This is a genomic window from Tunturibacter psychrotolerans (assembly GCF_040359615.1).
In the GTDB taxonomy this organism is placed as follows: Bacteria; Acidobacteriota; Terriglobia; order Terriglobales; family Acidobacteriaceae; genus Edaphobacter; species Edaphobacter psychrotolerans.
The window spans coordinates 4,819,179-4,832,027 of sequence record NZ_CP132942.1; the positions used below are offsets into that span (position 1 = coordinate 4,819,179).

Sequence of the window (12,849 nt, forward strand, 5' to 3'; positions counted from 1 at the left end):
AGAAGGCTTCTTCGATTTAGCATGGGGGCATGCAGGAAATTGTGATTGGCCGCAGACAGAAGATTGACCTGGAAACTTGGGAGCGACGCGCGAGTTTTCAGTTCTTCAAGGGTTTCACCGAGCCCTATCACGGCGTCTGTCTCCGCGTTGACTGCACGGAGACTTACCGTTACGCCAAGCAGCATCAACTGTCAGTCTTTTTGTCACTGCTGCATCGCTCGCTTGTCGCTGCGCACCAAGTTGAGAACTTCAAGACGCGCATTGTTGGCGGCGACGTCTGGAGCTATGAACTGATCAATGGCGGAAGCGCTGTGGGACGCGAGAATGGCACCATTGGCTTGGGACACTATCAGTTCCGACCGCGAATCGATGAGTTCGTGCGGGAGGCAGCTATCGAACTCGACCGGGTGCGGCAGAGAGATGACATCGAGCGCTATCCGGAGGCGAACCTGATCCGTTATTCGGTGCTTCCCTGGTTCGACTTCACATCCATTTCGCACGCTCGCGACTTCTCCCACGAAGACTCCGCGCCCCGCATCACATTCGGCAAAATTACTGAGGCGGGTGGCCGCTACACTATGCCCGTATCGATCCATGTGCACCACGCTCTGGCGGATGGCCTGCATGTGGCGCAGTTCGTGGAGAAGTTTCAAGGTTGCCTGGATGCTCCTGATTCCAAATCTTCGTAGCAATGCGTCGGCCAGTTGATTGCGAGAATGGTTAGGCGCGCCCACTTCGATTGGTGGCGACAAGCGCGGTTACTGTTGTCGATCTAACTCGCGAGACTGCCGCTATCGCGCTTGATCCTGTTGCTGAGATATAATCCGTCGCCATGCCGAAAGATCTCCTCCCTCTCCTGTAGATCGGCATTCTCCCCTAGAAACGATTGTCACTTTAAGATCACTACCCGGTGTGAGCTGTGAAAGGAGCCAATGATGAGCGTACAAGCAGATTTTGGTCTGACGGATTGGGTGGGACAGGCATCCGGATCAACAGTATCGTGGACGATCAGCTGGCCTGGAATGCTGGACGAAGCCCGTTTTGCCGCAGTCAGCTTTTTCAGTGATTTTGTCGACACACAACTCGTACGGGTTTCTGAATCATTCAATACCGACAACAATGAAAACCCGTTTATTACTGAAACCACTCGAGCCCACAGCGACCTCGGAGGGATCGTGGCGTTCCGGGTTGCGGTCGTCGTTATGCCGAGTCATTAGAGGAGGTACGAGCATGAAACTACACGTCGTATACAACAAAGACGGCGATATCGTGGCGGCTGCGCGAGTGGATACAACTGCTCCGGTTCGCATCCGGCCCAACGCCGATGAGCAGGCCGGCCATCGCGCAGCTGATGTTTATGTGCCGGCCGAGTACCACCATTACGACCTGGCAGGCGTATGCCAAAACCTGAAGGTGGATGTGAAGAGCAAGTCTCCTGATCTGAAACCGAAGGATTGACTCGGCTTGAATCACTCAGGGGCGATGATCAGGAAATTGCAGGTATTCGCATCATCGCTATGAATAGTCGCAAGTGTTTCGACTTGCAATCGAGCCGAGATATCGCGAAGACATCGCGCCGCGGCTGGCCGCCGGCTACTCATAGCGCAGCGCTTCCATGAGAGACGGTATAGGAGACGACGCTGTAGAGACCGACCGCTGCTAGGAGGAGAGCGAGCAGGGCGAAGGCGCCGAAGAGCCATGAGAGAAGCTGGCCTTCGGCGTACTCAGGTTGAGTGCTGATCCAGTGTTCCAGATCACGGACCTATGCACCTATCTGCTGCTCGCGCTCTACGGAAGCAACTTGCTGGCCGATGGTGTGAATGAGGGCTGTGGGTGCGCCGTCGGTACGGATTAGAAACTGGGTGTAGTTCCACATCGCCATGGTGAATGGGACAAAGATCTCGGGAATTATTCGATTGCAGAGGCCGTCGTCGAGTTTGTCGTCGATGACACCTACGATCTGAATCCAGCCGTCCGCTCCCGGCGCGCAGGTCACAGATGTAGGTGGAGTTTTTAGAACTACCATCTGAATGGAGTGGCCGATTGCATCGCCTTTCGGGAAGTACTTGTGCGCGAAGGCTCGGCAGGAGTGATGGGCTTTGGCCAGTCGGGCTTGCGCGGCGGGAGGAGCGGCCGTCTTGAGAAACTCGTGGAGGGGCTGGATCTTGTACTGCGACTGGATCTTCTTCACGTTGACGAGGTCAGCAGGATTGAACAGCTGAGTGCGGCCCACAACACTGATGAACTCCGTCTCGGCGGTGAAGGTCTTGGTGATGTTCTTCGGCGCTTCGCCCTTCCACTCGGGTCCGGCGATGAGATAGATTCCCCCGTTGTTGCCGGTGGTGCGGCTGCCGATGTAGGCGAAGTTGAAGGTGTAAAGGTCCATCAACTGAAAGACGAAGTAGCGATTCTTCTCCATCTTTGGAACGGTGATGACGGCTGGCGCGGCGCGGAGGTCAAGACCGGCGAAAGAGTAAGGAGTGTCGGAGTTGGGCGTAACGAAGGCTGTGTCGGCAGGCGTGAAGACCCGAGCAATATTAAGGATGGAATCGAAGGGGCCCATGTACTGGTGGCCACCCTTGTCGATGGAGTATGCGTACATTGTCTTGTACTGTGCGACCATCGGCACACCGTAGATGTAGGCCTCTTTTGCAATCGATTGCGCTTCGGAGAGCGAAAGACCAGGTTCTGCGGGCTTCTTCGTGGTTTCGCACCCAACGGTCAACAAGATGCACATGGCAAGGCCGGCCAAAAATGATGTGCGGGTAACAGCTAAGCTCACGGACTACTCCTCTGAAGCTTAAGTGATTACCCAATAGAGTAGCGGGATTTTTAGTAGAAACAGAGTTTCGGCAAATGACGCTTCCGCGATGAGGTGCTGCGCCGAGTTTTTTCATGGGTATAGCCAACCCGAGTCAATGAGCGCATTGGCCTGTTAGCGTGAGCTGAGAACGTCCGACGCGCAGTGCAGAGCCCCGCGTTTTCTGCTAGTGACCGTTACAACCCCTTGCAATCCTCCAAACCCCCGGTGTATCGTCTTACCAGCATGTCGAGCCGCTTCCAGTTCGCTTTTTTTACCTGCTCCTATTGGCGCAACCCTGCGGCCAGTGGAGTCCTCGCATGCATCTCTGAAAAAACCTAAAAACTTCAGAGTCTTCGACCTTCCCGAGCCGCAACCCACACCAGGTTGCGGCTCTTTCGTTTTCTGCAACGTTTACAGGCACACTAAGGAGAGGCAATGACGTCCACCGAACCCCAAACCGAATCCCCAACCGAATCCAAGCCCCAAATCGAAACCATGACCGAAGCCCCAACCCACCTCAAACGTCTCGTCCTCACCGGCTTCATGGGAGCGGGCAAGTCCACCATCGGCCGCCTCCTCGCCGCCCGCATCGGCTGGAACTTCCTCGATCTCGACGCCCACCTCGAGTCCCGCACCAACGCCACCATCCCCCAGCTCTTTGAGCAGCACGGCGAAGCCCGTTTCCGCCGCCTCGAGTCCACCGCCCTCGCCTCTGCTCTCGGCTACAGCAACATCGTCCTCGCACTCGGCGGCGGAACCCCCGAAGACCTCACCAATCGCCTCCTCCTCGAGCAGACCCCCGACACGTTCACCATCTTCCTCGACGCACACTTCCCCACGCTCTACGACCGCTGCATGCTCCAGGATCTCGGTGATCCAGCCCTCGCCCGGCCCGTCCTCAGAGACCCCGCCGCCGCCCAACTCCGCTTCGAGCGCCGCCACCCCCTCTACCGCCGGATGGCCGGCCTCACCATCCCCACCTCCGACCAGAGCCCCGCCCAGACCGTCGACGCTCTGCTCCTGGCCTTGGCAAAAAAATGAGATCCGATCCCCTCACGGACCTTCGATCGTCCACCGGAGATGGCGCACTTTGCCGCCTCAGCGGCTAAACCTGCTCCTCGACACAATACCCACGACTCAAACTCCGCACTCCCTCACCGGACCGATTCGGAGACACTTTCTGCATCTCACACGTCAGCACCCACAGGAGAACCCGGCTGACCAACTCCGCGCCAGAAGACCTCACCCCTTACGAGAAGCGAACCCGCACCGAAGTTCGCGGCAACATCCTCTTCATCTTCGCCATCATCCTTCTGCTCGCACTCGCCTGGACCCTCCAAAAAGAGCTCCTGATCCTCTACGTCAGCGCGCTCTTTGCCGTCGTTCTCATGCCCGCGGTCACCCAAATACGGCAGTGGAAGATCCGCAACTACCGCCCCTCCCGCGGCATCGCTATCGTCATCCTGATCGCGGCTGTCGCAGCCGTCCTCGCCCTCTTCTTCACCACCGGCCTGCCGCCCGTCCTCAGCGACCTTCGCAACTTCTCCAACGAACTCCCCCAGCGCATTCCCGAGATCGTCACCCGCATCAAGAAGTTCCCCCTGGCCGACAAGTTCGGCATCGACTCCTTCGCTCAGCGCGCAGCCGGCTACTTTGACGCCACCGCCGGCTACATCTTCACCTCGCTCCCCCTCTGGCTCTCCCACGTCTTCGACATCCTCACCGCCGCCTTCCTCTGCGTCTACTTCATGCTCGAAGGCGAGCACGCCTACGACTTCTTCCTCTCTCTCTTCCCCGGCACCCAGCGCAACCGCCTCAACAACACCCTCAAAAAGGCCGAGCGCAAGATCAGCAAGTGGCTCCTCGGCCAGGGTCTCCTCATGCTCGTCCTCGGAGTCTCCAGCACCATCGTCTTCGGCCTCCTGCACGTGCGCTACTTCCTCCTCCTCGGCTTCCTCATGGGTCTCTTCAACATCATCCCCATCGCCGGCGGAGTCATCACCATCGTCATCGCCGCAGGTGTCGCCGCCCTCGACTCGTGGACCAAGATGGCCGGCGTCCTCATCTTCTACGCCATCTACATCAACGTCGAAAACGCCATCCTCACCCCTCGAATCATGCGCTCCAGCGTCAATCTCATGGGACTCACCGTACTCGTCGCCCTGCTTTTAGGAACCGCCCTCGCAGGCATCGTCGGCGCCCTCGTCTCCGTCCCCACCGCCGCTCTCATCACTGTCTTTCTGGAGGAGTACGCCGTCCACAAGGACTGACTCACCCCATCCCTACAACTCTTGTGGTACAAACCCTGCATTCCCACCTCAGTCAGCGCTTACCGAAACCGCATCTAGGTGATTACGTAAACTTCTGGCTCTTTTAACCTTCCTGAAAACCAATTACCCTTGCTATTCTCAATGCCAGTGTCCGACCTCAAGTTTGCCCAACCCGCTCGAAGCAACCTGCTGGCACCGGTCCTGTTGGCGTTTTTGATCCTGGGCATCACCCTTGCCCTGGCCGTCCGCTTCACGCCGCACAAAACCGCGGATCTGGACATCGTGCACACCGCCATCTATCCCGCCCACACCGTCTTCAAAGGTGAATCCATCCTCGTTGGCCACGACCAGGCCCGCGACGACCTTTACGTCCTCACCACTCTTCGCGTCACCGACGGTCTGCGTCTCCCCCTCTTCCTCAAGGACTTCACCGCCACTCTCACCACCGGCGACGGCCAGGAGATCACCACCAGCGCCGTCGAAAAAGACGACATCGCCAGCGTCTACTCCGCCTTTCCCGCCCTCAAGCCTCTCGCCTCCGAACCCCTGCTCCGCGAGACCATGATTACCCCCGGCCAGTCCGTCCAGGGCATGATCCTCCTCCACTTCCCCGTCACCCAGGGCGTATGGGATCACCGCCGCACCGCTGTCCTCAACGTCGACCTCTACCACCAGGGCCAGCAGGGCGTCATGATCAGCCGCGCCAGCGAAGCGATCCCCAACTCCAACTCAAAGCTCGCCAACTAACCTCGAGCGAAGCGCAGCCCGACCGCAATCCAAAACCGTAAACTGTACTCATGACCCGCCGTCGCTGGATCGCCGACCGTTGGACCGCCACCACCGCATCTCTCACCGGCGACCAGGCCGCCCACCTTGCCCGCGTCCTCCGCGCCGAACCCGGCCAGGTCTACGACGTCGTCTCCAACGGCTTCCTCCACCGCGCCGAGATCCTGAGCGTCTCCGAAGCCGAAGTCCTCTTCACCCTCCACGAAGAGCTCGAATCCGACGCCGCCCTCCCCCTCCATCTCCTCCTCGCCGTCTTCAAGTTCGACCACATGGAGTGGGCCATCGAAAAAGCCACCGAACTAGGCATCGCTCGCATCACTCCCATCCTCGCCCGCCGCACCGAAAAGCACCTCGCCCAATCCGCGCTCAAGCGTTCCGAACGCTGGCGCCGCATCGCCCTCGAAGCCAGTAAACAATCCCGCCGCACTGACATCCCCAATATCGCCGACCCCATCCCCCTCAAGCAGGCCCTCGCCGAAGAAAAATCCCCCACCCGCATTCTCCTCAGCGAAACCGAGCAGGCCCTCACCCTGACCGCCGCCCTCAAAGCCGCAACCTCATCGCAACAAGAAACTGATACCGCCCTGGCCATAGGCCCCGAAGGCGGCTGGACCCCCGAAGAGATGTCCCTCTTCACCGAGCATCGATGGCAGCCCGTCACCCTCGGCCCGCGCATCCTTCGCGCCGAAACCGCCGCCATCGCCGCCATCGCCATCGCCTCCACCCACCTCATCTGACAACTGCCGATCCGGCCCGGTGGTAGGCTCTCTTATCCTCAAAACACAAAGGATCGCCATGTTTCAAGTGGTCTTCGTCCTCCTTTCCCTCGTCGCCGCGTCGATCCACCTCGCGCTCTCCCCGACTAGCCGGAGCAGCAAAGCAGCTATCGCCCGCACCTATCTCCTGTATCTCCTCTTCATCTACGTCGGGCTTATGAGACTGCTCACCGCCTACGCGCACGTCTTTCGTCCAATCGAGACCTCGGCCTCCATCGGCTGGTCCACGAGCCCCTACGAATACGAAGTCGGCATGGCCGATCTCACCGTCGGAGTACTAGGAGTTCTCTGCCTCTGGTTTCGCGGAAACTTCTGGCTGGCAACCGCAATTGCCAACGCCGTATGGCTCCTCGGCGACGCTGTAGGCCACATCCGCCAAATCACCATCAACAACAATCACGCCGCGAACAACGCCGGAATCTTTCTCGTCGCCGAGATCGTCACTCCGTTCATCATCCTTTTTCTGGCAATCTATAACCGCTCCGCCACCGCAAAGGAATAGCCAATTTAAAACACACCACCTCCACGATCTCCTCTAATCGACTTTCCCCGCGAAAATCGATACAGTCATCGCCGAGGTGCCATCCATGCATCGTCGCTCGTTCCTCTCCCTGGCCGCCGGAGCCGCATCCGCCGCCGCCTTCGGACAATCAGCCCCCGCCCCTCTCTCCTCCTCCCTCCACCCCGTCCCCTCCGGCCAGGACCGCCTCGAAGAGATCCACAACTTCGGCATCACCACCATTGCCTTCAAAGTCCTTACCACCGACACCAACGGCGAACTCTTCGTCATCGAGCACGCCAACCATCAAAAGGGCGGCCCACCCCGCCACATCCATCCCCACCAGGACGAGTGGTTCTACGTCCTCGAAGGCGAGTTCCTCGCTGAGGTCGGCAGCGAACGCCGCACCCTGCACCCCGGCGACTCCATCCTCGCCCCCCGAAACCTGCCCCACGCCTGGGCCTTCACCGGAAACGGCCCCGGAAAGCTGCTCATCTCCTTCACGCCCGCAGGAAAGATGGAAGCCTTCTTCCGCCGAGTCAGCAAAACCAACGCCATGGTCACCCAGGACGCCGCCCTCTTCCACGAGTTCGACATGCAACTCGTCGGCCCGCCCCTCGCCGTCTAGTGGTGTTTTCTCTGATAAGTAGAGGCTGAACTCGGCTCACTCTCTGTCGCCATCATCCGCAACATCGCAGGCCCACCCGTCCGCAGAAACCTAACCACCAGCAAAGCCGCCACCACCAGAAACCCAATATTCAACCACGTCGTATAGTTCCACGAGATCGCCTCCTCCATCACCTTCGCGTTCCGCTCCTGCGGAATCAGATGCAGCGCACCGAACACCAACTCCACCACCAGCGCAGCCCCCGCCATCGCAACATAAAACGTAACCAACAAAAACGCGCTCATCTTCCACCCGTAGTACTTGCGATAGATATTCAGGATCGGAAGAATAATCAAATCGGCAAACAGAAACGCGATCACACCGCCAAAGCTGATCCCACCATTCCACAACACCGCCGCCAGCGGAACATTTCCCACCGAACAAACAAACGAAACCACCGCAACCACCGGCCCAATCAAAGGCCCCCAGATCTTGGCCAGCAGCGGGTGCGCCTCAAAGAAAAACGCCTGCCAGAAATGTTTCGGCACCCACGCCGCCAGCGCCCCCGCGATCAGCAATCCCCCCACAAGATCCATCCACAGCGAAGCCCAGTCCATCACGAAGAAATGGCTAATCGCGGTCCGTCCCTCCTGCGAAGAGGCCCGCTGCCACAACGATCCTTCATGCAAGCTCATGTCCATCGCAGCATGGCCTTCCATGCGCCCCTGCACTCCCAGATCCGCCTGTCGTCGCGCCTCCTCCACCAACGGCCGCGGCAGAAACATCCGAAACAGCACCACCAGCACCCATATCATCAGCGGCCCACCCACAAACTCCGCCACCGTAAATCGCCACCCCATCAACACCGCGAGCAGGATCCCCAACTCAATCACAAGATTCGTCGAAGCAAATTGAAACGCCATCGAAGACGTAAAATTCGCGCCCTTCCGAAACATCGACCTCGCCAGCGCCACCGCAGCATACGAGCACGAAGAACTCGCCGCGCCCAGCCCGCAAGCCTTCACAATCGTCCCCGCCCTGTCATCCGGGAGCAACCGCGACATCTCCTCCTTCGACACCACAGCCTGCACCACCGCCGAAAGAAGAAACCCAAGAATCAGCGCCCACAAAATCTCCCACCCCATCGTCAGCGCCATCACCACCGCATGCCAAATCGCCAGGACCATGCCACCCTCCATGACTAACCTTCCGCGGCCCCGCAGCAACCCCTGGGATTATGCCTTCCTACCGAACCTCAGAACATCATCTAGTACGCTTGCTACATGCTGACCTTGGGTAAAGTCATCGCAGCAATCTATGGCTTTTTCTTCTCGGGCTTAGACCGCCGATTGAGTATCAAAAACCAAGATCAACTTGAATCGCAGATTCGCAATGAACTCGCAGATCTGATCAAGTCATCCGAAGCAAAGCTATACGACGACCCGTCGACGCCGCATCCAAGAGGATTTGACTTCGCTATCGCCATCCTCGAAGTTCGCCAGACCCGTCTGTGTTTCGTGAAAGGCCGCGGCGAACTCCAAGTCTATATCCACTCATCTTCTTACCCGGATACTGGGTCGCGATTGTGGTCTGGCCAATGTGAAGCAGACAAGGAAACGCGCGTCCCGAAAGACGCGCGTTGTATCTCAGAGTGTTGTGCCCACCTGCGTTCCAGATGGTCGGAGTTCTGACAGACTAGCTGAAGATATCCTTCACCTTCTCAAACAGCCCTCGCGAAGTCGGTGTATTCTCCACCACCATCGTCTCGCTCAGCTGCTTCAACAAGTCTCGCTGCTGCTTATTCAGCTTGCCCGGCGTCTGCACCCGAATCTCCACGATCAGGTCACCCTTCCCATGCGAGTTCAGATGCGGCACGCCCTTGCCCTTCAGCTTGAACGCCTTCCCGCTCTGCGTCCCCTCAGGAACCTTGATCGTTGCTGCACCCTCAAGCGTCTGAATCTCGAGTTCCGTCCCCAGCGCCGCCTGCGGAAACGAGATCGGCATTACGCAATGCAGATCATCGCCATCGCGCTCGAAGAACTTATGCGCCTTCACGCTCAGCACAACATACAGATCACCTGCAGGCCCGGCAAACTTACCCGCTTCGCCCTCGCCCGAGTAGCGGATCCGCGTATCCTGCTCCACGCCCGCCGGCACCTTCACCAGAATCGTGTGCTCTGTGGTCACGCGCGTCTCGCCCTTGCACGTCTGGCACGGTTCAACGATCAGCGTCCCCGTCCCTCCGCACACCGAGCAGGTCCGCGCCACCGAAAAGAATCCCTGCTGAAATCTCTGCTGTCCGCGCCCGCCGCACTGCGTACAAGTTACCGGAGCCTTACCCTTCGCCGCACCCGACCCCTTGCAATCAATGCAAGTCTCCATGCGTCGAATGGTGATCTCCCTCTCCTTGCCGAAGACCGCCTCCTCGAACTCGAGCTTCATGTCGTAGCGAAGATCACGTCCACGCTGCACCCGCGAAGCCTGCTGACGGCCATTGCCGCCCATGTTGAACATCTCGCCGAACAGATCCCCGAAGATATCTCCCAGGTCCTGCGCATTGCCGTTGAACCCACCACCAAACGGACCGCCAGCTCCACCGCCGCCGTTCTGAAACGCAGCGTGACCATACCGGTCATACGCCGCACGCTTCTCCGCATCGCTCAGCACGGAGTAAGCCTCGCCGCACTCCTTGAACTTCTCCTCTGCCGCGGGATTGTTCGGGTTACGGTCCGGGTGATACTGCATCGCCAGCTTGCGATATGCAGTCTTCAACTCCTGGTCGTTCGCATCTCGCGAAACACTTAGTACTTCGTAGTAGTCAACCTTCGTCACGTTTGCCGTCGCCATGTCCCTGAAATCTCTTTCTAATCTATCTCCAAAACCTTGCCAAAGCTTGTCCCTTTGCTGTCACCCGGCAAGGATCTGCTCTGTCGTTGCCGCTGCTCTGTCGTTGCCGCTGCTCGTTCTCTTGCTGTCATCCCCGAAGGGGATCTGCTTCTTCTGTCGTTGTCGTTACTCGTTCTCGTCCCGTAGGAATCAGCGTCAGTCGTTCTCAACTTCGCTACCAAAAGCAAGACGGGCTAGCCAGCCAGCCGACAAGCCCGCCCATCAATCTTCTAATCCGCAACCTGATCCGGATTCGCCGCAATCCTCACTAGCGCCGGACGCAAAAGCTTCTCGCGGATCTTATACCCCCGCCGAATCTCCTCGAGCACCTGGTGGTCCGGAAACTCCTTCGTTTCGATGCTTCCCAGCGCCTCATGGATTCGGGGGTCGAACTGCGTCCCAACCGTCTCAACCGGCTGCACATTCAACCCCTTCAGCGCATCTTCCATCTGCTTCAGGATCAGCTCCACACCACCCCGCAGCTGCTCTGCCGTCCCATTCGCCTTCAGCGCCAGCTGAAAGTTATCCATCACGCCCAGAAACGGTTCAACCGTATTCGAAATCGTGTAGTCCCGCGAGTCGGCGCGCTCCTTCACCTCACGTTTGCGCGCATTGTCGAACTCGGCCTGCAGTCGCGCCAGCCGGTCCAGCAACTGGTCCCGCTCGCCCTTCACCTGCTCCAACTCCGCCTGAGCGGGGTTCGTCTCATTGATCGGCTCGGCCTCAGAACCCACAGCTACCTCCGGATCAACAACTCCCTGCCCGTTCATCTCATCCTGCATCTCTTTAGAGCTCCTCATCGAATTACCTCTTCTATTGTTGCCCATTCGGGCCCATCGCGCGAACTGGTCCTTGGCGTTCATCGCGAAAATCCTCTGCCAACCGTTCCAACACCGAACGTCCCCACCTTAAACTTTTTCAAAACCCACCCCGCAAACAACCCGCAAAAAATAAATCTCTAAACCGTGTCACTTTTTTCGATCCTCAAAAGTGACGTCCAAAACACCACATCCACCACGCAAAACACCACGCCTACACCACAAATTCACCACGTCCAAACAGTCTATTTTCTCAAAAACCCCAGCAAAAGCCACCCTCACCACGCCCAGAAAAAAATCACTCCACCGGATGCAGTATCCGGTCAAAGACCTGCGCGATGTAACTCACGGCGTTCATCGTGTTCTCGTAGTGCATCCGCTTCGGCCCAATTACACCCACCGTCCCACGACTCTCCCCTCCCATCCGCGCCGGCGCCGCAATCAACACAAGTCCCGCCATTTCAGGAGCTTGCTCCTCCAGATCAAACACCACCCTCACGCTCTCCTGCCGCGCATCGATGTAAGCATTCAACAGCTCCACCAGCCGCTGCTTCGCCTCCAGCGCCGTCAAAACCTCCCGCAGCCTCTCCCTATCCTCTTGAGAACCAACGAGATTCGCGACACCGTCCACATAAACGGTCTGCATCGGCAACTCCGTCTCGGGCACCGTCTTCACCCAAAGCTGCTGCACCGAGTTCAGCAACCGCTGATACTCGCTCTGCTCCCGCTCCACCATCCTGGCAATCTCTGCCCTCACCCGCTCCACGCTCCACCCACGAAAGTTCTCATTCAGAAAGTTCGCTGCGACCTCTAACTCCCTCACTGTCAAATCTTTATCGAGCGCAAGCACCCGATCCCGCACCAGCCCGCTCCGCGTCACCACCACCGCCAGCACCCGAGCCTGCGCCAACCGGGAAAAATGCACATGCTCCAGCATGTCCCCATCTGCCGCCGCAGCAATCGCCACACCCACCCCACTCGACAGCGTAGCCAGCACATGCGAGGTCCGCTCTAGCACCGCCTGCGTTCCCGCAACTCCAACAAAACTCGAGTCAATCTGCGATCGTGACCGCGCCGACAACCGCGCCGCATCAATCCGCGGATTCACCCCACCACTCAACTGCTCCACAAACATCCGAAATGCCCGAGCCGTCGGCACCCGTCCCGCCGACGTATGAGGCTGCTCCAGCAACCCCGCATCGGCCAACTCCGCCATCTCATTCCGCACAGTCGCCGGACTAAGACCCCCACTTTCACCATGTTGCAGCCGTGCAATCGTCCCCGACCCCACAGGTTCGCCCGTCTCGATATAGCTCTCAATAATGGCCGTCAGAATGGCTCTCTGCCGCGCCGTAACCCGCTCCGCATCCGCCATTCTTCCCTCCACCTATAACTTTACGCCAG

General features: G+C 58.7%; 15 protein-coding genes. 9 read left to right on the plus strand and 6 right to left on the minus strand.

Annotated features, from left to right (window positions below; translation table 11 throughout):
- Positions 1-29 precede the first annotated feature (29 nt).
- The 3 genes from RBB77_RS20335 (at position 30) to RBB77_RS20345 (ending at position 1,458) form a co-directional block, all read left to right on the plus strand.
- Positions 30-689, plus strand: coding sequence for a CatA-like O-acetyltransferase (locus RBB77_RS20335; RefSeq protein ID WP_353063538.1), 660 nt, complete (start codon positions 30-32; stop codon positions 687-689).
- A gap of 243 nt (positions 690-932) precedes the next feature.
- On the plus strand, positions 933-1,217 hold the full coding sequence (locus tag RBB77_RS20340; protein WP_353063539.1) for a hypothetical protein: 285 nt from the start codon (positions 933-935) through the stop codon (positions 1,215-1,217).
- A gap of 13 nt (positions 1,218-1,230) precedes the next feature.
- Positions 1,231-1,458: a hypothetical protein gene (locus RBB77_RS20345; protein WP_353063540.1), complete on the plus strand. Its 228-nt coding sequence runs from the start codon at positions 1,231-1,233 to the stop codon at positions 1,456-1,458.
- Between the two features lie 304 nt (positions 1,459-1,762).
- Here RBB77_RS20345 and RBB77_RS20350 read toward each other — a convergent pair whose 3' ends face one another.
- Positions 1,763-2,782, minus strand: a complete 1,020-nt coding sequence (locus tag RBB77_RS20350; protein WP_353063541.1) for a DUF1254 domain-containing protein — start codon at positions 2,780-2,782, stop codon at positions 1,763-1,765.
- A 456-nt stretch (positions 2,783-3,238) separates the two neighbouring features.
- Here RBB77_RS20350 and RBB77_RS20355 point away from each other — a divergent pair, with 456 nt between their 5' ends.
- Positions 3,239-3,844 carry a shikimate kinase gene (locus tag RBB77_RS20355; RefSeq protein WP_353063542.1) on the plus strand — a complete coding sequence of 202 codons (606 nt, stop codon included), beginning with the start codon at positions 3,239-3,241 and terminating at the stop codon, positions 3,842-3,844.
- 146 nt (positions 3,845-3,990) lie between these two features.
- On the opposite strand, the gene RBB77_RS20360 is transcribed toward RBB77_RS20355, so the two are convergent.
- The gene (locus RBB77_RS20360; RefSeq protein WP_353063543.1) at positions 3,991-4,209 is read right to left on the minus strand and encodes a hypothetical protein; all 219 of its coding nucleotides are present in this window, start codon (positions 4,207-4,209) and stop codon (positions 3,991-3,993) included.
- Here RBB77_RS20360 and RBB77_RS20365 point away from each other — a divergent pair.
- The 5 genes from RBB77_RS20365 (at position 4,153) to RBB77_RS20385 (ending at position 7,762) form a co-directional block, all read left to right on the plus strand.
- Positions 4,153-5,073: an AI-2E family transporter gene (locus tag RBB77_RS20365; RefSeq protein ID WP_353067677.1), complete on the plus strand. Its 921-nt coding sequence runs from the start codon at positions 4,153-4,155 to the stop codon at positions 5,071-5,073. The two genes, RBB77_RS20360 and RBB77_RS20365, sit on opposite strands and share 57 nt — an antisense overlap.
- Positions 5,074-5,214: 141 nt before the next feature.
- Entirely contained in the window at positions 5,215-5,820 is a 606-nt protein-coding gene (locus RBB77_RS20370; RefSeq protein ID WP_353063544.1) for a hypothetical protein, read from the plus strand.
- 50 nt (positions 5,821-5,870) lie between these two features.
- Positions 5,871-6,596 (plus strand): RsmE family RNA methyltransferase, encoded by a 726-nt coding sequence (locus RBB77_RS20375; RefSeq protein ID WP_353063545.1) that lies wholly within the window; start codon positions 5,871-5,873, stop codon positions 6,594-6,596.
- A gap of 58 nt (positions 6,597-6,654) precedes the next feature.
- Complete coding sequence (locus tag RBB77_RS20380) at positions 6,655-7,137, plus strand: DUF6790 family protein (protein WP_353063546.1); 483 nt, start codon at positions 6,655-6,657, stop codon at positions 7,135-7,137.
- An 85-nt stretch (positions 7,138-7,222) separates the two neighbouring features.
- Positions 7,223-7,762: a cupin domain-containing protein gene (locus RBB77_RS20385; RefSeq protein ID WP_353063547.1), complete on the plus strand. Its 540-nt coding sequence runs from the start codon at positions 7,223-7,225 to the stop codon at positions 7,760-7,762.
- Here RBB77_RS20385 and RBB77_RS20390 read toward each other — a convergent pair.
- The 4 genes from RBB77_RS20390 to hrcA form a co-directional block, all read right to left on the minus strand.
- On the minus strand, positions 7,759-8,928 hold the full coding sequence (locus RBB77_RS20390; protein WP_353063548.1) for a permease: 1,170 nt from the start codon (positions 8,926-8,928) through the stop codon (positions 7,759-7,761). The two genes, RBB77_RS20385 and RBB77_RS20390, sit on opposite strands and share 4 nt — an antisense overlap.
- 508 nt (positions 8,929-9,436) lie before the next feature.
- Positions 9,437-10,588 carry a molecular chaperone DnaJ gene (gene dnaJ / locus RBB77_RS20395; protein WP_434557082.1) on the minus strand — a complete coding sequence of 384 codons (1,152 nt, stop codon included), beginning with the start codon at positions 10,586-10,588 and terminating at the stop codon, positions 9,437-9,439.
- A 269-nt stretch (positions 10,589-10,857) separates the two neighbouring features.
- Positions 10,858-11,427, minus strand: a complete 570-nt coding sequence (locus tag RBB77_RS20400) for a nucleotide exchange factor GrpE (RefSeq protein ID WP_353063549.1) — start codon at positions 11,425-11,427, stop codon at positions 10,858-10,860.
- Between the two features lie 316 nt (positions 11,428-11,743).
- Positions 11,744-12,820 carry a heat-inducible transcriptional repressor HrcA gene (gene hrcA, locus RBB77_RS20405; RefSeq protein WP_353063550.1) on the minus strand — a complete coding sequence of 359 codons (1,077 nt, stop codon included), beginning with the start codon at positions 12,818-12,820 and terminating at the stop codon, positions 11,744-11,746.
- Positions 12,821-12,849: the final 29 nt, after the last annotated feature.

Excerpts from the sequence above, each read along its gene's own strand:
- RBB77_RS20335 (WP_353063538.1), top strand. The coding sequence starts at position 30 with ATGCAGGAAATTGTGATTGGCCGCAGACAGAAGATTGACCTGGAAACT.
- RBB77_RS20340 (WP_353063539.1), top strand. The coding sequence starts at position 933 with ATGATGAGCGTACAAGCAGATTTTGGTCTGACGGATTGGGTGGGACAG.
- RBB77_RS20345 (WP_353063540.1), top strand. The coding sequence starts at position 1,231 with ATGAAACTACACGTCGTATACAACAAAGACGGCGATATCGTGGCGGCT.
- RBB77_RS20355 (WP_353063542.1), top strand. The coding sequence starts at position 3,239 with ATGACGTCCACCGAACCCCAAACCGAATCCCCAACCGAATCCAAGCCC.
- RBB77_RS20370 (WP_353063544.1), top strand. The coding sequence starts at position 5,215 with ATGCCAGTGTCCGACCTCAAGTTTGCCCAACCCGCTCGAAGCAACCTG.
- RBB77_RS20375 (WP_353063545.1), top strand. The coding sequence starts at position 5,871 with ATGACCCGCCGTCGCTGGATCGCCGACCGTTGGACCGCCACCACCGCA.
- RBB77_RS20380 (WP_353063546.1), top strand. The coding sequence starts at position 6,655 with ATGTTTCAAGTGGTCTTCGTCCTCCTTTCCCTCGTCGCCGCGTCGATC.
- RBB77_RS20385 (WP_353063547.1), top strand. The coding sequence starts at position 7,223 with ATGCATCGTCGCTCGTTCCTCTCCCTGGCCGCCGGAGCCGCATCCGCC.
- RBB77_RS20390 (WP_353063548.1), bottom strand. The coding sequence starts at position 8,928 with ATGGTCCTGGCGATTTGGCATGCGGTGGTGATGGCGCTGACGATGGGG.
- dnaJ (WP_434557082.1), bottom strand. The coding sequence starts at position 10,588 with ATGGCGACGGCAAACGTGACGAAGGTTGACTACTACGAAGTACTAAGT.
- RBB77_RS20400 (WP_353063549.1), bottom strand. The coding sequence starts at position 11,427 with ATGAGGAGCTCTAAAGAGATGCAGGATGAGATGAACGGGCAGGGAGTT.
- hrcA (WP_353063550.1), bottom strand. The coding sequence starts at position 12,820 with ATGGCGGATGCGGAGCGGGTTACGGCGCGGCAGAGAGCCATTCTGACG.